Origin of the sequence: Acinetobacter entericus (assembly GCF_026168575.1) — a bacterium.
GTDB lineage: Bacteria > Pseudomonadota > Gammaproteobacteria > Pseudomonadales > Moraxellaceae > Acinetobacter > Acinetobacter bouvetii.
This window is the reverse complement of the sequence record NZ_JAPEQW010000011.1, coordinates 95027-113886: the sequence shown is the minus strand read 5'-3', so window position 1 is coordinate 113886 and position 18860 is coordinate 95027. Positions and strand designations below refer to the sequence as shown.

13 protein-coding genes and 5 tRNA genes are annotated in these 18860 nt (G+C 45.0%); 10 read left to right on the top strand and 8 right to left on the bottom strand.

The features are described from left to right. Positions 1-210 precede the first annotated feature (210 nt). The 4 genes from OKC24_RS10545 to mhpD all read right to left on the bottom strand — a co-directional run bounded on the left by OKC24_RS10545 (position 211) and on the right by mhpD (position 4736). A complete protein-coding gene (locus tag OKC24_RS10545; protein ID WP_130143776.1) occupies positions 211-1452 on the bottom strand; it encodes an OprD family outer membrane porin in 1242 nt (413 codons plus the stop codon). Positions 1453-1967: 515 nt separating this feature from the next. Further along, the gene (gene dmpG, locus OKC24_RS10540; RefSeq protein ID WP_130143777.1) at positions 1968-2987 is read right to left on the bottom strand and encodes a 4-hydroxy-2-oxovalerate aldolase; all 1020 of its coding nucleotides are present in this window, start codon (positions 2985-2987) and stop codon (positions 1968-1970) included. Between the two features lie 11 nt (positions 2988-2998). Continuing rightward, positions 2999-3901, bottom strand: a complete 903-nt coding sequence (locus OKC24_RS10535) for an acetaldehyde dehydrogenase (acetylating) (RefSeq protein WP_130143778.1) — start codon at positions 3899-3901, stop codon at positions 2999-3001. A gap of 37 nt (positions 3902-3938) precedes the next feature. Next, positions 3939-4736 (bottom strand): 2-keto-4-pentenoate hydratase, encoded by a 798-nt coding sequence (gene mhpD / locus OKC24_RS10530; protein ID WP_130143779.1) that lies wholly within the window; start codon positions 4734-4736, stop codon positions 3939-3941. Between the two features lie 430 nt (positions 4737-5166). On the opposite strand from mhpD, the gene OKC24_RS10525 reads away from it, so the two are divergent. Beyond that, positions 5167-5562, top strand: coding sequence for a hypothetical protein (locus OKC24_RS10525; RefSeq protein WP_130143780.1), 396 nt, complete (start codon positions 5167-5169; stop codon positions 5560-5562). Positions 5563-5611: 49 nt separating this feature from the next. Here OKC24_RS10525 and OKC24_RS10520 read toward each other — a convergent pair whose 3' ends face one another. Together OKC24_RS10520 and OKC24_RS10515 are read right to left on the bottom strand one after the other, a co-directional pair. Then, the gene (locus tag OKC24_RS10520; protein WP_130143781.1) at positions 5612-6280 is read right to left on the bottom strand and encodes an HAD-IA family hydrolase; all 669 of its coding nucleotides are present in this window, start codon (positions 6278-6280) and stop codon (positions 5612-5614) included. Positions 6281-6706: 426 nt separating this feature from the next. Then, entirely contained in the window at positions 6707-7672 is a 966-nt protein-coding gene (locus OKC24_RS10515) for an RluA family pseudouridine synthase (protein ID WP_131276216.1), read from the bottom strand. A 759-nt stretch (positions 7673-8431) separates the two neighbouring features. On the opposite strand from OKC24_RS10515, the gene OKC24_RS10510 reads away from it, so the two are divergent. The 7 genes from OKC24_RS10510 to OKC24_RS10480 all read left to right on the top strand — a co-directional run bounded on the left by OKC24_RS10510 (position 8432) and on the right by OKC24_RS10480 (position 14820). After that, positions 8432-11734, top strand: a complete 3303-nt coding sequence (locus tag OKC24_RS10510) for an Rne/Rng family ribonuclease (RefSeq protein WP_130143783.1) — start codon at positions 8432-8434, stop codon at positions 11732-11734. 189 nt (positions 11735-11923) lie between these two features. Next, on the top strand, positions 11924-13765 hold the full coding sequence (locus tag OKC24_RS10505; protein WP_130143784.1) for a long-chain-acyl-CoA synthetase: 1842 nt from the start codon (positions 11924-11926) through the stop codon (positions 13763-13765). 303 nt (positions 13766-14068) lie between these two features. Further along, positions 14069-14144: transfer RNA gene (locus OKC24_RS10500), tRNA-Lys, on the top strand. A gap of 20 nt (positions 14145-14164) precedes the next feature. Continuing rightward, a tRNA-Lys gene (locus OKC24_RS10495) sits at positions 14165-14240 on the top strand. 49 nt (positions 14241-14289) lie between these two features. Then, positions 14290-14365: transfer RNA gene (locus tag OKC24_RS10490), tRNA-Lys, on the top strand. Positions 14366-14414: 49 nt separating this feature from the next. Beyond that, positions 14415-14490: transfer RNA gene (locus tag OKC24_RS10485), tRNA-Lys, on the top strand. A 254-nt stretch (positions 14491-14744) separates the two neighbouring features. Then, positions 14745-14820 (top strand) — tRNA-Lys (locus OKC24_RS10480). A 51-nt stretch (positions 14821-14871) separates the two neighbouring features. Here the strand turns inward: OKC24_RS10480 and OKC24_RS10475 are convergent. After that, positions 14872-15546 (bottom strand): hypothetical protein, encoded by a 675-nt coding sequence (locus OKC24_RS10475; protein WP_265465039.1) that lies wholly within the window; start codon positions 15544-15546, stop codon positions 14872-14874. A 310-nt stretch (positions 15547-15856) separates the two neighbouring features. Here OKC24_RS10475 and OKC24_RS10470 point away from each other — a divergent pair, with 310 nt between their 5' ends. Continuing rightward, positions 15857-16117 carry a PspC domain-containing protein gene (locus OKC24_RS10470; RefSeq protein ID WP_130143786.1) on the top strand — a complete coding sequence of 87 codons (261 nt, stop codon included), beginning with the start codon at positions 15857-15859 and terminating at the stop codon, positions 16115-16117. A gap of 89 nt (positions 16118-16206) precedes the next feature. On the opposite strand, the gene OKC24_RS10465 is transcribed toward OKC24_RS10470, so the two are convergent. Beyond that, positions 16207-17319, bottom strand: a complete 1113-nt coding sequence (locus OKC24_RS10465; RefSeq protein ID WP_130143787.1) for an HPP family protein — start codon at positions 17317-17319, stop codon at positions 16207-16209. Positions 17320-17496: 177 nt separating this feature from the next. Between OKC24_RS10465 and OKC24_RS10460 the strand changes: the two genes are divergently transcribed. Then, a complete protein-coding gene (locus OKC24_RS10460) occupies positions 17497-18852 on the top strand; it encodes an SIR2 family protein (protein WP_228257532.1) in 1356 nt (451 codons plus the stop codon). The last annotated feature ends 8 nt before the right edge of the window (positions 18853-18860 follow it).

Genomic DNA, 18860 nt, shown 5'->3' with positions numbered 1-18860 from the left:
CTTTTTACAGCTTCATATTAACCGCTATCGCGCTGTCAACTGATACAAAATTACGATCACATCCAACAATTTATATATTATTTAAATATTTGTTTTATATGAATTTAATATGCAGTCCGCTCTGGATTCACCTTCCGGAAGCGGGCTGTTGAATTTTTTCAGCGCAAAAAAAGGGCAGCTTTTCCAGCCGCCTTTTTTTATCGCAATCTATTAGAATTTATACGTATAAGTCGTTGCTACACGATATTCCTTAAGATCGGATTTCCAATCATAGTTGGCATCAATATACATGGCTTGAAAGCCTAAGCCCTTCAGCTTACCTTCTGGCACGCTATAGTTCACAATCAAATTCAGCTCATCTGACTTCTGATCCGTTTTACCCGCAACTTTTGCATCTGAACCCGTGAAATAAACCGCAGTGGCATTTAAGCCTTTTGCGCCCAATTCAGAAAAATCATAGCCATAGGTAAAGCCCCATGATTTTTCATCCGGATTGGTAAATGTCGCCACGCCCCAGTTGACTAAATACGGCTGCGGCACCCAGCCGCCCAACGTCGGGAAGGCGCTATCGCCAAACATCTGCTGATAGCCCAAGCCTACAGTATGCGCGCCATAATTCACTTTCGCGCCCACAGATAAAGCCTGGTTATCAATATCGCCATACAGCTTGTCGCCAGACTCCGAGTTGTCAAAATACCGGATGTGACTGTCCAATTTGGCTTTTTCACCCAGTTTAGTTTTGTAGCTTGCGCCGACATAATGCTGCTGATAAATGTCTTTCACATCTGCATACCAGTAGCTGCCGCCAATTTCTGGAGTAAACTGGTGATCTACGCCCGCAATATACATGCCGTCCGCTTTGGCGCCATTGTCATAGGCAGGCGGTGCAAATTTAGTTAAGTCACGGAACTGGTTATCATAACGGTTGTTGATGCCGTCAATGTAGGCCAAAGTCAGTTTGGTATTTTTAATGTCTTTCGATTCCAGCCAAGCGCCGCTGTAAGTGGTGAGCAGCTGACGAGACGGATCGAAGACTAAAACCGGTGAAACAGGCAATAACTCACCCACTTTTAATTCAGTTTGCGACACTTTGGCTTTTAAGGTTGCGCCCACTTTGCCAAAGTTATCTTTCGACTCTTTGCCGTCATGCGGCAGCACCCAGTCTGGATTCTTATCACGGCCATTCAATTTAAAAGCATGCTGCACCAAAAGATCGGCACCGACTTGAATGCCGCCGCCAATATCGGCATAACCTGATTTTGCATCTAAAGTCACACCTTGTGACCATGAACCCCAATTGGCAGCGGAGTTTTCTTGAATTTGGCGGTCTAAATAGAAATTTTTAAATTTTAACTGTACTTGGCTGTCGTCAATAAAGCCCGCATGTGATGCAGCTGTTCCTAACGTTGCTGTCGCAGCAAAAATTGCTATCCATAAATTTTGACGACGCATGGCTGAATTCCTAATAATCAGATTAAGCGATGGCCTTATCATGCAGAACTCTCTGCTTTCAAGAAATCCGACCACAGTATTAAAGATTCATCCGCATCAGGTAAAATTCATGCCGCTGCAGGAAAGCCCGCTCAAAGGCTTAATACCTTTAAACAATAAGATGATTTGATTTATTATCCGCTATTAACCAATAAGACATTGTTAAAAAAAGATTTTTTATAAGATTGAATAAATATTTCAGACAAATGAATATTATTGATCGCTTTTAAGTTTAAGTGCGTTTCCTCCCTCTCTAAGTTCATGAATCCATTAATATAAAACAGGTATGACGTGATATTTGAGAACTATCAATAAATTTAAAATAACTCTGCAGATTCCGTTAAAAGCAGTAGCCTCTGCTGCCGGAACTGCATGCTGCATCGCACCAGAGCACCTGCTGCTGCATCCATCCGCCATAAAAAAACGCCCTTCCGGACGCTTTCATTGACTTAAATTTTCAACAGGTATATGAAAAATTAAGCATTCGCTTCTTTGGCTTTCGACATGGTCAATGCCAAGTCTTCAATCATGTCTTCCTGACCGCCTACCGTACCGCGGCGGCCGAGTTCCATTAAGATTTCACGCGCAGATACGCCATATTTCGCTTCGGCACGTTTTGCAAACAATAGGAATGAAGAATAAACCCCTGCATAACCCAAAGTCGCCGCATCACGGTCTGCACGGATCGGCTGCTGCAGCATTGGCACAACCAATTCTTCGGCAATATCCTGCACTTTGAACAAGTCCACGCCAGTTTCCATTTGCATACGGTTGGCAACCGCAACAAAAAGTTCAAGCGGCGTATTCCCTGCGCCTGCACCCAAACCGCCGGAAGCCAAGTCGACACGTTTTGCACCGGCTTCAACCGCTGCAATCGAGTTTGCCACGCCCATCCCTAAGTTATGGTGGCCGTGGAAACCGATTTCGATGTCTGAACCTAAGGTAACACGCAAAATCCCCACACGGTCCGTTACGTCTTGCGGCAGCATATAGCCGGCTGAATCCGTTACATAAATACAGTTTGCACCGTAAGACACCATCTTTTGCGCTTCTTCAAGCAATTTTTCAGGTGATGCCATATGCGCCATCATCAAGAAGCCCACCGTGTCCATGCCCAGTTTGCGCGCAGCGGTAATGTGCTGTTCAGATACATCCGCTTCCGTTGAATGCGTTGCCACACGGATGGTGGAAACACCCACATCGTATGCCATTTGCAAATGATCAACCGTACCAATACCCGGAATTAACAGTGCCGATACTTTGGCCTGCTTTAACTGTGGAATCACCGCGCTGAGATATTCTTCATCTGTTGCAGCCGCAAAACCGTAGTTCACCGAGTTGCCGCCTAAGCCGTCACCATGGGTCACTTCGATTAAAGGGACACCGGCATCATCCAGCGCAGTGGCAATCGCAACCATTTGTTCAGGCGTGGTTTGATGGCGCATTGGGTGCATGCCATCACGTAAAGTCATATCATTAATAATAATCTTAGACATGTGACTGCTCCTTAAGCTTCAACAGTTGATTTTGAAAGAACGCGTTCTGCAAACATTTCTGCAGTACGCGCTGCCGCCGCAGTCATAATGTCGAGGTTGCCTGCATATTTCGGCAGGAAGTCCCCCAGACCTTCCACTTCAAGGAAGATTGAAACGCGGCTGCCGTCAAACACTGGGCCATTCACAAGCTTGTAGCCCGGAACGTATTTTTGAACTTCCTTAATCATGGCATGCACAGATTCTGTGATCGCCGCTTGATCCGGCTCGCCTTCGACTAAGCAATGCACGGTGTCACGCATCATCAATGGCGGCTCAGCCGGATTGATAATGATGATCGCTTTACCTTGTTTCGCTCCACCCACTTGTTCAATTGCACCTGCAGTGGTACGGGTGAATTCGTCGATATTTTTACGTGTACCTGGACCCACTGATTTAGTCGATACTGTGGCAATGATTTCACCATATTCAACAGGCTGAACACGTGAAATAGCCGCCACCATAGGAATGGTTGCCTGACCGCCGCAAGTCACCATATTCACGTTTGGCACTTCACCTTGTTCAAGCAATGCTTCAAGGTTGACTGGCGGTACGCAGAATGGGCCAATGGCGGCAGGTGTTAAATCAATCATCAGCACGCCAAGCTCATTCAGCTTGCGGCTGTTTTCTGCGTGAACGTATGCAGAAGTTGCATCAAATGCAATTTTGATGTCATCTTCAATCACGTGAGGCAGCAAGCCGTCTACGCCTTCCGCAGTGGTTTTTATACCCATTTTCGCAGCGCGTGCAAGGCCTTCAGAAGTCGGATCAATCCCCACCATCCACACTGGCTCCAGCCATTCGCTGCGCTGAAGTTTATAAAGCAAATCAGTACCAATATTCCCTGGACCGATCATTGCGCATTTAATCTTTTTCATGAACAATTTCTCTGTAAATACGTTATAAAATTCAAGCTTATTCAGCTGCGAACGCTGCAGTCACTGAACCAAAACCTTCAATTTCTACAACAAATTCATCGCCTGGGTTTGCAACAACCATTGGGCCTAAAGCGCCAGTTAAAATAATGTCGCCAGCGAGTAATGGACGGCCACGGCGCACCATTTCATCTGCCAGCCAAACCGCAGCATTCAATGGATTTGCTAAGCAAGCTTTGCCCACACCTTGAGAAACCACTTCACCCGCACGGGTCATGGTCATTTTGCAATTTACAAGATCAAGGTTTTCAAGTTTCACAGGACGTGAACCCAATACATAAGCAGCAGAAGACGCATTATCTGCAACCGTATCAATCAGGCTGATTTTCCAGTTTTCGATACGGCTATCCACAACTTCAACTGCAGGCAGCGCATATTCTGTTGCGCTGATAATGTCTGCATAAGTGTGTTTTTCTTGAGTTAAATCTTTATTAATGATTAACGCGATTTCCGCTTCAACTTTAGGCTGAATCAATAGACCGGCAGGAATTGCTTCGCCATCACCATAAGCCATGTCCGCAAACAGCATGCCGAAGTCTGGAGAGTCAACGCCCAACTGCTTTTGTACCGCAATTGATGTTAAACCAATTTTACGACCCACTAAACGGCGGCCTTCTTTAAGCGCACGTTCAGTATTGATTTCTTGTACCGCATAAGCAATATCTACATCCGCTTGTTCGCCGCCCAACTCCGGACGGATTGGCGCAACCGCAGTTTTAGATAATTCAGCGTTGCGTAAAGCCTGCGCAACTGATTCAACAACAGCAGAATTCGACATCAATGTTTCCTTAAACTGCAAAAATTGGACTTATACCGTTATCGATGGAAATGCGATGAACAATGAGAAAAATCTGTGAACTGATCAAAGCCATCAGCAAATGGGTGCTGCCCATCTTGGCAAACGTGTATATGTATAAACAGTTTTAGAATCGGAAAATTGCGGTTTTTATGCCAATACTTATTTTATTTATGACAATAGCTAATTCCTATAAATTAACTTGGTTTTATTTTTAAAAAACAAACAGATGAAAAAAATATGAAAAAATGCTTTCTTGCTCCAGCTTCGGGCTAAATTGTCAGATTCAGAAAATCACCATCAATCTACGACTAAAAGACTAGATTAAGTGCTTATTTTGAGCACAAGTATCATATTTAATCATTCACGATGATGCTATTTATGTTTTTAAAATCAATAGGATGAATACAAAATGAAGCATAAAATTATTTTAAGTGCAATCTTGCTGTGCACCCTTTCCAATGCAGCTTTTGCACAAAATCATCAAGAGTCACTTAAAGGCAAATATCTTGTTTTAGCGGGAGCTGAATGTGCTGGCTTAAAATTTAATGCTCAAGCGACTGCAGCAGCATGGCAAAATGAAATGGAATGCAGCCATGGTTATTATAATAAAGATGCATGGCGGATTACTTGGATTACACCAGAAATTTTTGTCATGACTGAGGTCATTCGTCCCAATGAAATTTCACCCCCACGCAATGAAATTTATAAAATCATGAGCATTCAAAATAAAACGGTAACTGTTACTAATTACTGGACGGGCTGGGGTAACCACAAACCTGATGTGCAAAAATTTAAAATAAAATGAACATAAAAAATGGTGATTTCAAATCACCATTTTCAGCATCCCGCTTATATCAAACAGCCTGTCTGATATTCACATGCTTTAACAACAGTTGATGCAAATCCGCAACATCATCGGCAATGGCCAACGGATTATAACAGGCAAGCACTTCAGGGGCATGCACCCCATAACTTACGCCGATACGCGGCATGGCAATATTTTGCGCCATTTCCAGATCATAAGAGGTATCACCGACCATAATGGCATTTTCAACATGGATCTCTGTGGCCTGTAAAATCTCAGTCAACATTAAAGGATCAGGCTTGGATTTGGTTTCACTGGCTGCACGGGTCACATCAAACAGCTCCAAGCTTGAAGTCTGATTCAGCACCCGGTCTAAACCTTTACGGCTTTTACCTGTGGCGACTGCAAGCTTTAAGCCCTGCGCTTTTAAATCCTGCAGCATCACCGCAACGCCTTCAAACCAGACATCTCCTTTGGAGTTTTCCACATAATGAGTGGCATAGCACTGTAAAATATCATGATGCAGCTCAGGCACAGCTGGAAATAAGACTTGAGCCACTTCCGGCAAGCCTAGGCCAATAATGCTTTTTGCCGCAGCATCTGTAAGCGGCTGATTGAACTGCTGCGCCGCAAATTGCAAACTCGCGACAATCTGCCCCACTGAATCGAATAAAGTACCATCCCAATCAAAAATGATAAGTTCTACAGGTGTGTTCATATGATTCCTAATATTTGATTCAGTTTTTTTAGCTAGCCCAGCTCTTTTTTAAAGGAAGAGCTTCATTTCAAATTCATATAATTTTGAATTAACGAAATATTCCCTCTCCTTCTAGGAAGATGAGAAATATATTCCGCAAGGGAGAGGTTAAATTAATTCATAACCACAGTTAGCTTCAACAGCCAACAGTTTTCGTATAGGCAATACCTGATTTTCAAGGATGAAAAGCAGTAAAAATCCTTTGTTACTCTGATGATACGTCTTGAATAAGCTTTAAGCACAGCTTTAAAGCGAAGTGCAAACAGAGTAACGGCGATATCCATGCCGCCTTTCGCGTGGCCCTCTACATATTAAATTCAAATCTCCCCTAGCCCCTATTTTTCAAAGGTGAGGAACACTGTTCCGCAAGGAGAGTGGATTTAAAAATTAATCTTCAGATGGTGCAGCAGGCTTATCCGCTTTTTGCGCACGAAGCTGAGCCACAAGGCTTTGCATATCTTCCGGCAGCGGCGCTTCAATCGCTGGATAGCCTGGAATATCCAAACGCATCGCATGCAGGCACAAACGGCGCGGTTTTGGCCCTTTATAATCCGTTTCATGGCCATATTTATCATCACCTACCAGCGGATGCCCGATACTTAAGCCGTGCACACGGATCTGATGCGTACGCCCAGACAGCGGCTGCGCATACACCAAGGTGGCATGCATGAAACGTTCTTCGACATTCCACTGCGTTTTAGACTCTTTCCCTTCTTTAGGCGATACACAGACACGACGTTCACCATTAGCCAGTTCATAACGGTGTAAAGGCGCATTAATTAACTGCTTATCTAAAGCAACCTTGCCCTTAACCACAGCAGCATAAGTTTTCTTAATTTTATGCTCACGAAGTAAATCCTGTAAGGTTCTCAAAACGCTGCGCTTTTTAGAGATCATCACTAGGCCTGACGTGTCCCGGTCAATACGGTGCACAAGCTCTAAATACTTCTTACCGGTTGCTGCACGCAAGCCTTCAATCAAGCCATAGGCCACGCCGCTGCCGCCATGAACGGCAATGCCTGAAGGCTTATTGACCACCATGAGGCCTTCATCTTCATAGACCACCCGGCTCAGCAGGCTCTGCGCCACTTTGTCTGAAACTGGCACTGCAGATTCATCTTTTTGCTCATAGCGGATCGGCGCAACGCGCACTTGATCGCCAATGTTCAGCTTGGTTTCCGCTTTTACACGCTTTTTATTGACACGCACCTGACTTTCGCGGATCAAGCGGTAAATGCGGCTTTTCGGCACACCTTTTAGACGGCTAAACAGGAAATTATCAATACGCTGACCGGCTTGATGCTCATCCACTTCAAACCAAGTGACGCTTTGCCATTGCTGTGTAGAATTCATACAGTTACTGTGACCTAAAAAAAATACCGAAATTGATTAAAAACTGATCATTTAGGCTATGCTTTACACAAGAAACATAAGCTTAGCCCATAGGCAGATGATGCAAGGTTTGATATAGTCAGCGCACGGAAACCATCGTAAGTGAGTAAAAGTTGGTTCATTTCAGATTTTCTGAAGATGGCCGCCCTATACTGAACTCACATAAAACGGGAAGGTCCCCAAAGAATTATGCCGACGCCGAAGGCTTATTATATCGGCAAAACAGCAAGCTGTTGCGTTTAATTGCATCTTAAGATGCAAAAGCAGCCTGCTCCAAAAAAATATGCTGCCAACTTTGTTGGTTTTTAAACGTAAACTGATACACATCAGATCAGTCGCACCCTGATGCCGCATTCAGGCTACAGCGTTTGATGCATTGGATCTGCACAAATTGCAAAGATACGATGATAATTCCGTATCAAGACATTCCCTCAATATACAGGGATGCTCTTAGAGCAATGTGACAGTGAAAGTTACTCACATCCAATGCACCGCTCGTCCGCCAGTGAATCGCACAGGTGACTTTAATCGTTTAAAGATTGAAGCCGTATTGCCATCATCAATACGTGAATCATAAACCGAAGCCCACCAAAAACGGCCGGTAAGTAAAGCTCAGGACGAAAAGTGTTCTTTAAGGACTGAGCAATTGATCCGTGATGTGTGATGTCCGCTGCGTGTATAGCGATGTTTTGCTGTGTATCACTATTAGGTGTTACACCCATGAAACGTATGTTGATTAATGCAACACATGCAGAAGAGATTCGCGTTGCACTTGTCACTGGTCAGCGTCTTTACGATTTCGACTTAGAGAATCGTACCCGTGAACAAAAAAAATCAAATATCTATAAAGGCCACGTCACTCGCGTAGAGCCTTCATTAGAAGCTGTCTTTGTAGAATATGGCGCAGGCCGTCAAGGCTTCCTGTCTATGCGGGAAATTGCCAATTCATATTTCAAAGCTGATCCTCGCCAGACTTCAAATATCCGTGAATTGATCACTGAAGGCACAGAGCTTTTGGTTCAAGTGGAAAAAGAAGAACGCGGCAATAAAGGCGCAGCTTTATCTACATTCATTTCACTGGCCGGCCGTTATTTAGTATTAATGCCAAATAACCCGAAAGGCGGCGGCATCAGCCGTCAGATTTCTGGTTCAGTCCGTGACGAATTGAAAGAAATGCTGGCGTCTTTAAGCGTGCCTCGCGGCATGAGCGTGATTGTGCGCACTGCTGGCATTGGCCGTTCTCAAGAAGAACTGCAGCTGGATCTGCAGCATTTGCTGGATCTTTGGGCGCAAATCCAAAGCACTGCAAGCGCCGGCCCGTCTCCAATGCTGGTTCATCAGGAAGCTGGCGTAGTTACACGCGCAATCCGCGATTATCTGCGTGACGATGTTGCTGAAATCTTAATTGACTCAGAACAAGCCTATAACGAAGCTTATAACTTTGTTAAAGCTGTGATGCCGCGTCAAATTGACAAGCTAAAAACTTATACTTTAAATGAGCCTTTATTTGCTCACTTTGGTATTGAAAGCCAAATTCAAACTGCGTATGAACGTGAAGTGAAACTTCCTTCTGGCGGTTCAATCGTGATTGACCAAACTGAAGCTTTGGTTTCTATCGATATCAACTCTGCAAAATCTACCCGCGGTCATGACGTTGAAGAAACAGCGCTCAACACCAACTTAGAAGCCGCAGAAGAAATTGCCCGCCAATTGCGTTTACGCGACATCGGCGGCTTGGTTGTGATCGACTTTATCGATATGACCAAAGACCGCAACCAGCGCATGGTCGAAGCAAAACTGCGTGAAGCGACGCAAAGCGACCGCGCGCGCATTCAATTCGGTCAATTGTCCCGTTTCGGCTTGATGGAAATGAGCCGTCAGCGCCTGCGCCCTTCTCTGGAAGAAGCGACTGGCTATGTATGCCCGCGCTGCCACGGTACAGGCATGGTGCGTGACCTGCGCTCACTTTCACTTTCGATTATGCGTAAAGTGGAAGAGATTGCCCTTCGTGAACGTCATGGTGAAGTTCAGGTTGAAGTGCCGGTTGAAATTGCTGCTTTCTTACTCAACGAAAAGCGCCACAGCTTGGTTTACCTTGAGCAAACATCAAATGTTCGTGTGACTGTGTTGCCGCACCCGCATTTAGAAACACCGCACTACGAAATCTCGTATAATCCGGAAGGCTTTGCCCCAACCAGCTACGAGCGCACAGAAGCCACCCGTTCTAGCGAAAAAGAACTGGGCTATGAATCTGCTGAATGGCATTTAGAGGGTGAACAGCCAGCTCAAGCGCCTGCTCAGCAGCAAGAAAAAGGCCAGCGCAAGCACAACAATAAGTATACAGCTGCTGCAGCGCCTCAGCAGCAAGCAGTACAAGCTGCGCCTGCACAAGCCTCTGCCAGCCCATGCGCTTGGCTGGAAAATCTGTTTGTTCAAAAACAAGCAGCAACCATTGACCAATCACGCACTGCCAACAATGCAGCTGCAGCCATCGAGCAAATGGTGAATGGCGGCGCAATAAGCCGCGGTCAAATGGGTCAAGTTTCAGCAGCGCCAGCGCCTGCTGCCATTGTTCCTGCGAACAATGCTTATTTGACACCATCGACTGTAGCGCAAAAAGCAGATGGCCGTGATGCGGACAAACCTGCCGAAAAAGATGAAAAAGCGCCGCGCCACAACAACGGCAATAAAAAGCCGCAGCGCAACAAGCACAAAGAGCCTCGCGAACAAGCGCCTCAAGAAAATACCGCGCATCAAGTGCACGAGGAAATTGTTCAAGTCTCTCGCCAAGAGCAGCGTCAGGAAGCGCGTGACAACAAACGCAATTCTCGCCGCCAGCACAGCAATGAGCAGCAGCAAGATGTTCAAAACAATGAGCAGCAGCCTCAAAATAGCGTACCGCGCCGTGACCGCAACAGCCAGCGTCCAAACCGCCCGAACCGCAACCGCGACCAAAGCGTATTGAACGAACAGGCTGCAGCACCGCAAGAAGCCGCAGTTGAACACGCTGCCCCTTCCCGCCAGCCTAAAGTTGAAACCATCGATGCGCCGCGTCAGGACATCATGCCGACAGCATTGGTGGTGAATGTCGATCAGGCGCAAAGTGAGATTATTGCTCTTGCGGCTGAGGTGCAGCCTGCAGCTGAAACCGCTAAACCTGAAAAAGCAGCTAAAGCGCCTGCGCCTCATAAAGAGAAAGCGCCTGCTGCAGCGGCTCCAGCTAAACAGCAAGAGAAGCACGCAGAACACAAGCCTCGCCAAGAGCAGGTTCAGCGCGCAAGCAATGATCCGCGCCAGCGCCGCCGCCAGCAGCGTGAAGGCCAAGTCCGTCAAGCCGCGGCGCCAAAAATTGCGCCGTCACAAGTGCCTACATTGGGCCAATACACTGTCGGCAGCCTGATCAGCCATGTGTATGGTGCTGACTGTTCGGTGCTGATTGAACAATTTGGCTTAATTCCAACATTCAACCGCGCTCTGCAAAAGTTCACGGAAGAATATGCAGCAACTCTGACCGCTCCAGCAGCGGCGCCTGCTGAGAAAAAGCCGGTAACGCGTGATGTGGCAATTGCAAAAGCCGCGCCTGAAGCTGAACCTGCTGCTGTGCTGGACTTGATCCCGCCAAAACCTGCGTCTGAAAGCCGGGTTGCCAATGACCCGCGCGAACGCCGCCGTTTGGCCAAGCAAGCGCTGGAACAGGCAAAACAAACGCATGCCGAAGAGCCGGTAAAAGCTGAAGCTACTGTTGAGCCTGCTGCAGAAGCAGCAGCAGCGCCTGTACAAGAAAGCAAACCGGCAGTTCAAGCCGAAGCCGCTCCTGAACCTGTTCAAGCCGAACTGGCTGTAGCTGTAGACGTGAAAGCTGAAGCATCAGCTGAAACTGAACACGTGCAAGCAGAAGCTCAAAATCTTGAAAATACAGAAACTTCTGAAGCTGAAGAGGCTAAAGCGGAAAAGGACAAGCCAGTTCGTCCACGCCGTCCGCGCGGCCGTCCGCCAAAGAAAGCAAACACCGCAGCAGAGTAAGCATTTGCTCAATTGCAGGTGATTAAAAAAATCCAGTCATTTCGGTGACTGGATTTTTTTTGTTACTTTTGTCAGATTAGGTTGATTGCACTAGAACGAAACGATTAAAAGACAAGTGTGAAATTAACGCAAAAGTTTTTTTGCAGAGAAAGAAACCGCATTGGACGGCGAAAAATAAATAGGATTATTATGAGTCAAACTACACAACACGATCTAATTGGGATTGCTGATGTCGCAGCAAAAATTCCGGGCTTTATCAGCAAAGTTCCCAACTTGTTGAGCGGCCTTAAGCAAGCCTATTTACGCACACCCAATACTCCTGCCGGTTTAGGCATTGCTTTTGAACGGGCTGTCAAACGCAACCCAAGCGGCAATGCCCTGCTGTTTGAAGATCAAAAATATACATATAATGAGCTCAATGCATGGGCCAACCAGATTGCGCATTACTGCCTGTCGATCGGCGCGCAAAAGGGCGATGTCATTGCCGTCATGGTGGAAAACCGCCCTGAATTGGTAGCGTCTATTATCGCGCTGGCAAAAATCGGCGTGACAGCGGCGCTGGTCAATACAGCGCAAACAGGCAAAGTGCTGGTTCACAGCATTAACCTGGTCAATCCGATTGCGCTGATTGCCGGAGAAGAATGTCGTGAAGCAGTAGACGAGATCCGTAATGATTTAAATTTGGCAGCTGACCGCTTCCATTGGTTTGCAGACCAAGCAACACGCCAAAACGCCGGAACCGCACCGCAAGGCTTCATCAATTTAGCCAGCGTTATTGATGAATTTCCAACCTTCAATCCAGCAACGACCCACAGCGTAAAAGGCAAAGATGGGCTGTTCTATATTTACACATCAGGCACAACCGGCTTGCCCAAAGCGGTTATTTTCACCAACAGCCGCTGGACGCTGGCCTACGGCACTTATGGCCATGTGCTGAATTTAAATGAGCAAGACGTCATGTACGTGACGCTGCCGCTGTACCATGCAACAGGCACTGTCGTGTGCTGGTGCGGCGTCATTGCAGGAGCTGCAACACTGGCTTTGCGCCGCAAATTCTCTACGTCATCTTTCTGGAAAGATGTGAAAAAGTTTGATGCCTCCGCGATTGGCTACGTGGGCGAGCTTTGCCGCTACTTGATGGATGCGCCGCCTTCCGAGCTGGAAAAAGGCCACCGCGTCAAAAAAATGATCGGCAATGGCATGCGCCCCAATATCTGGGATAAATTCAAAGAGCGCTTTGGCGTAGATGAAGTCCTTGAGCTGTATGCATCGAGCGAAGGCAACGTCGGCTTCAGCAATGTCTTCAATTTTGACAATACCGTGGGCTTCTCGCCAACGCCATATGCCATTATTCAGTTTGATAAAGAAAAAAATGAGCCCATCCGTGATCAGAAAGGCTGGTGCATGAAAGTGAAAAAAGGCGAAGTCGGCCTGCTGGTGGGCAAAATCACCCGGCGCTCTCCTTTTGACGGCTATACCGATGCAGAAAAAAACAAGTCCGTCATCATCAAAGATATGTTTAAACATGGCGACTCATATTTCAATACGGGCGACTTGGTGCGCGACATCGGTTTCCGCCATGCGCAGTTTGTCGACCGTTTAGGCGACACTTTCCGCTGGAAAGGTGAAAACGTCTCGACCACTGAAGTCGAAAACATCGTCAGCGAATACGCTAAAATTGCCGAAGCCGTGGTTTATGGTGTAGAGATTCCCAATACCAATGGCCGTGCGGGCATGGCAGCCATCACATTGGCAGATCAAGCCGCGCTGGATGCAGCGGATTGCAAATACATGGCTGCCGAATTCAAAAAGCATCTGCCCGCTTATGCTGTTCCCGTCTTTTTGCGTGTACAGCAGAAAGTTGAAACCACGGGTACGTTCAAATATCAAAAAAATAAGCTGAAAGAACAGGCTTATGATCCAAGTCAAACGGATGAGCGCATCTTAGTGCTGCTGCCCAACAGTGAGGCGTATTGTGATTTAACCGCAGATATTCTAAAAAATATTCAAGCGTATAAATACCGTTTCTAAAACAGATAATTGCCTGTTTTATCAATAAGGCAGGCAATTTTGTTTTTTTTATAATCAAACAAAAGCAAGTTTATGTTTTTTTACTTGCGCTTGGATGAGATCTTGCTACAATACGCTCCATCAAGAGANAGATATTCTAAAAAATATTCAAGCGTATAAATACCGTTTCTAAAACAGATAATTGCCTGTTTTATCAATAAGGCAGGCAATTTTGTTTTTTTTATAATCAAACAAAAGCAAGTTTATGTTTTTTTACTTGCGCTTGGATGAGATCTTGCTACAATACGCTCCATCAAGAGAGATGGGTCGTTAGCTCAGTTGGTAGAGCAGTAGACTTTTAATCTATTGGTCCCGCGTTCGAGTCGCGGACGACCCACCATTTTCTCTGATATCCCTGATGGGTCGTTAGCTCAGTTGGTAGAGCAGTAGACTTTTAATCTATTGGTCCCGCGTTCGAGTCGCGGACGACCCACCATCTTTCTAAAACATCAGTTTTAGAATACAATTTAGAAATACCCCTATATGGGTCGTTAGCTCAGTTGGTAGAGCAGTAGACTTTTAATCTATTGGTCCCGCGTTCGAGTCGCGGACGACCCACCATCTTTCTAAAACATCAGTTTTAGAATACAATTTAGAAATACCCCTATATGGGTCGTTAGCTCAGTTGGTAGAGCAGTAGACTTTTAATCTATTGGTCCCGCGTTCGAGTCGCGGACGACCCACCATTCTTTCTTAGGGCTTCTTTCTTTCGTCAGTTAAAGAAATGAAACCTGCAGGTTCCGACCAAGACAAACCATCACCGTAACGGTTTTGATTCGCCATTCTCGAAATTTTGCTATGCTGCGAAGTATCATTCTTGTCTTGCTAGATTAAGTATTTGACCTGAAAAATTTCAGATGACAAATATTCCCTAGTATTCAAAACTACGCGCTTCGCTTATCTTGCAAAAATTTTAAAATGTTATTTTAAAATTTTCTCAGGGTTGTTAGCTCAGTTGGCAGAGCAGTAGACTCTTAATCTATTGGTCGTGGGTTCGAACCCCACACAACCCACCAGATTTTTCATGCTTCAGCATAAATTAAAGTTCAAAGGATCTTTATTTTAAATTATTGGCTGTTTTGATCGCGCGTCAGCACATAGGCTTTTGCCGGCTGCGGATAGCCTTTATTAAATAATTCCTGATTCCGCCCTTCACGGTCACTGCTGATTTTCTCTACATTCATTACCAAATGATCGCGGTCCTGAATAGTGTAATAAAAATTCACCCCTTCTTTGCGGTGCACAATAGTTTCCTGCAGCTCTTCATCCAGCGCCCACATATCTTTTCGGTAGGTGGTATTGCCATCTTCTGTCATCGGTTTATCAGCAAAAACTTTGCCATAATGAATAATACTGCGGTGTACTGTCCCATCGGGCAATAAATTTAGAATATATTCAGCCGTACCCTGTTTGCAGGGAATAAATCCGTCATCGCATGGAATACTGGCATGAAAGCGCCCAATAAAAACTTTAGCATATTCAGGCACTATAATATTTTTCAACTTAGGCTGATCCGCATTCAGCGTAGCCTGGCCCGCAACATCGGTCAATTTTCCACCCTGCGCTTCTGCTTGCTTTTCCAAAGCAATATGTTCATTGGCATCTGCTGCAGAGACAGGCTGTGAGGCAGAATGATTCTGCGGCTCTGGCGGCGGCTCACAGCCTAAAAACAGGCTGGCTGCGCTCAGCGATAAGCAGCGCATTGAACCGAATAAAGACTTTCTTTCTGCATATCCCATCATTTACCATTACCGCTTGACTGCTGAGTGAGGTGCTGAGTGAGGTGCTGAGCATATAATCAGCACATCATAAAAATACTCATATTCCCTTGAACAGCATGTTATATATCTAATTGTTCTATGAATAAAAATATTTTCACACCATGCCATGGTCCTCATTTTAATAATGTCCGCCTGTTTTTATCATTCAGCTTTACATATTTTTACTTTTTATTGGCATTTCCCCCTTTAAAACATGCAGTGCGTCACCATTCTTTATACAAGAGGTAAATTTTACCTCTGCCCTATTTTGTTCGCTTTTAAGGAGGCTTAAATGGCCAATGTTGGTTTATACCGTTCGAACCGCTCAAATATGATTGCGGGAGTAATGGGCGGTATTGCTGAACGTTTTGGTTGGAATGTGACTTTACTGCGCATTATTTTTGTCATCATTTCCTGCATGAGTGCAGCATTTCCAGGCATTTTAGTGTACCTGGTGCTATGGCTGGTCATGCCAAAGCAAAGTACTGCATACAAAAATACGCAGGGCTATAAAAACCCTGTGCGCACAGTCAACGACGACCCTTTAAGCTAAAAACCTGAAGCACTGATCCCTTAGACCTGCTCTTTTGGTCGCTGCAGCTTTTCCCCAAAATGCTGCAGCTTTTTTTTGCCTATCTTCCGCTACTCAGCCTGCTGGCGAAGATAATTCAGCTGCTGGTTTAAGACTGCAATCATATCGGCGCGGCTGATAATGCCTACTAAGCGCTGATGTTCGACCACAGGAATATAGTTAAAAGAACGTTCGACAAAGTAAGGCACCAAATCTTGAATCGGCTGCTGGGGCTGTGCCGTCACCACCTGCGGATTCATAATCTGATAGACATGCTCTTCCCAAGACGCCTTAGGATCGGCCGCCCGCTTAAACCATTCCACTACATCATACAGCGCGAGTGTTCCCACCAGCCTGTCCAAATCAGTCACCACCGGCAGGCTCATTAAATTAATCTGTTTGAATTTATCCAGCGCAGACTGAATATCATCTTCGGCACGCAGTGAAATCACCTGTTTGGTCATAATATCCTGGCAGGTAAATTGATTCACCGCCCGGGCATTCGCCAGTTCCTGCGCTTCTAAAATGATTTTCTGTAAATCGTATTCGCTGATATCCAGCAGCTCAGTGCGCTGTTCCAGCGCATTTTGAATATCCGCCGGCTGAATGGTCACTTTTTGCGTCGGCGTCGGCGCTGCAGTTCGCGTATTCAGCTGCGCTTTTTGCGGATATTGCTTGCCGAGCAGGCGGTTATACATAATCGCAATCAGCATCAGCAGCACTGAATTCAGCAGCACTGGGTAAAGTAAAAAGCTGTAACCCAGCTGATGTACTGCATCGCCGCCTAAAACAGCAGTAATCGCCACTGCGCCGCTGGGCGGATGCAATGAGTCTGTGGTCATCATCAAAATGATCGCCAGCGCGACCGCAACACTGAACGCTTCCGTCAAATTTGGAATGAACATGGCGCAGGTTACGCCAATCAAAGCCGCAAGACTGTTGCCGACAACCATATTCCACGGCTGCGCCAGCGGGCTGGCGGGAACCGCAAACAGCAAAACAGAAGAAGCGCCCATCGGGGCGATATACCATGCGTTTAAGTCGCCCAGCGCCAGCCAGCTGATAAAAGATGACAGTGCTAGGCCAATCAGTGCGCCCAGCCCGCACAGCAAGCGGTCTTTTAAGGGCAAGACTTTAAAGTTGGGTTTTAGCGTATTCAGCCAGTCTGCTTTGGAGTGAAACACGGGATGCCTAATTGGTTGTTTTAACGGATGCTGCAATTATAGATCGAAGCATTTTATAAGGTGTATTTATTTTATATGTTTAATGGATATCAAATATTTTCAAAAAAAATAAATAAAATTTGAAAAACATAAACTTAGCCATAATATAAAAAGAAATTTATGACTTTATAAAAAATAATGAACCAAAATCGCGAAGAACTTTTAAAACACTTAGCTGCCTCTTTAAAAGATGCTAAAGAGGATGGAGGAGCAATTTTACTCGTCGGAGCAGGAATTTCCGTTTCAGCTGGAATCCCTCCAGCGCAAAAATTGATGAAAATCGCGATTGAAAATTTTCCCAATTACTTCACTGAAGAAGAGCAAAAGCTGGCCCAAGTCGACTTAAACAAACTTCAATACAATGACATTATGACTAAACTGTCAAATGTTAAACGAAAAGAACTTTTCAAATGGTTTATTGAGGGAAATAAAGAAAAAGGGATTAAGAAAGCCAAACTCAATTTTGCCCATATCGCGATAGCTGAACTTTTAAAACAAGGTTATTTCAGTCGAATTCTCACTGTTAACTTTGACCCTTTACTCATCCACGCATGCTTCATGGTCGGCATGTATCCTTTCCCAGCCATTTATGACTTAGGTGCAATGGGTAAAGTAAATGCAGAACTTCTTCATGACCCGAGTATTGTTTATCTCAACGGTCAGCATGTGGGTTTTGTTCAACGTAATACCACTGATCAACTTGAAGCGCATAAAGAAACACTCTCTCAAATTGTACGATCGACTGGATGTAATAAAACTTGGGTGGTTGCTGGCTACAGCGGCGAAAACGACCCATTAATGGATGCATTGAATGAATTGCGTCCTTACAATAATTGGCTGTATTGGCTTGAGTATAGTGAGCAAGTTTTACAAAAAGAAAGCCACCATTTTCTAGAAAATGATGAAGAGTGCAAAGTCATTTATCGAGCAGATGCAGACAACATCTTTATGCAAATTGCTGATTCACTCAAATGTAATCTAGACTTTATAGAAAGTCCGAATGTTGAATTAGCCCTATACGAACGAGAAATTAATTTCCAAACAGCTGGAAGTAAACAAAATTACTTTACTAAGAAAATTAAGCTTTATAAGGAACTGCTATCACAGCCAGAGCTCATTAATCTTCTCGATGAAGTCGAAGATTTCAATACTTCTTTAATTTTACAAGGAATAACACAAAAAATAATTCATCTTTGTCAATCTTCTGATGAAGAACAAATGCTTGAACTTGTAAAAATTGGTGATACTTTAAAAAAACAAATAAAGTTAGATGATATTCAATTTCAACACTTTCAAAAAATCCCTATGCTTTTTGCAAACATGTTCATTCTCGCATATGAAAAAAATATTTCTATTGATCCAAAACCATTAACCGATATTAGTTTATTAGAATTTGCATGGATGTTTTGCGAAGTGGCAGACAATATACAACCAAATTGCGCCATGGAAATTAGAAACCGCATCAACGATTTAAAAAAATGCATCAATATTTAAACCTTTGC

What these genes read in the sequence shown, in the direction of transcription:
- OKC24_RS10460 (WP_228257532.1), top strand. Translation starts at nt 17,497, where the DNA reads ATGAACCAAAATCGCGAAGAACTTTTAAAACACTTAGCTGCCTCTTTA.
- dmpG (WP_130143777.1), bottom strand. Translation starts at nt 2,987, where the DNA reads ATGTCTAAGATTATTATTAATGATATGACTTTACGTGATGGCATGCAC.
- OKC24_RS10525 (WP_130143780.1), top strand. Translation starts at nt 5,167, where the DNA reads ATGAAGCATAAAATTATTTTAAGTGCAATCTTGCTGTGCACCCTTTCC.
- OKC24_RS10515 (WP_131276216.1), bottom strand. Translation starts at nt 7,672, where the DNA reads ATGAATTCTACACAGCAATGGCAAAGCGTCACTTGGTTTGAAGTGGAT.
- OKC24_RS10470 (WP_130143786.1), top strand. Translation starts at nt 15,857, where the DNA reads ATGGCCAATGTTGGTTTATACCGTTCGAACCGCTCAAATATGATTGCG.
- OKC24_RS10535 (WP_130143778.1), bottom strand. Translation starts at nt 3,901, where the DNA reads ATGAAAAAGATTAAATGCGCAATGATCGGTCCAGGGAATATTGGTACT.
- mhpD (WP_130143779.1), bottom strand. Translation starts at nt 4,736, where the DNA reads ATGTCGAATTCTGCTGTTGTTGAATCAGTTGCGCAGGCTTTACGCAAC.
- OKC24_RS10520 (WP_130143781.1), bottom strand. Translation starts at nt 6,280, where the DNA reads ATGAACACACCTGTAGAACTTATCATTTTTGATTGGGATGGTACTTTA.
- OKC24_RS10505 (WP_130143784.1), top strand. Translation starts at nt 11,924, where the DNA reads ATGAGTCAAACTACACAACACGATCTAATTGGGATTGCTGATGTCGCA.
- OKC24_RS10510 (WP_130143783.1), top strand. Translation starts at nt 8,432, where the DNA reads ATGAAACGTATGTTGATTAATGCAACACATGCAGAAGAGATTCGCGTT.
- OKC24_RS10475 (WP_265465039.1), bottom strand. Translation starts at nt 15,546, where the DNA reads ATGATGGGATATGCAGAAAGAAAGTCTTTATTCGGTTCAATGCGCTGC.
- OKC24_RS10545 (WP_130143776.1), bottom strand. Translation starts at nt 1,452, where the DNA reads ATGCGTCGTCAAAATTTATGGATAGCAATTTTTGCTGCGACAGCAACG.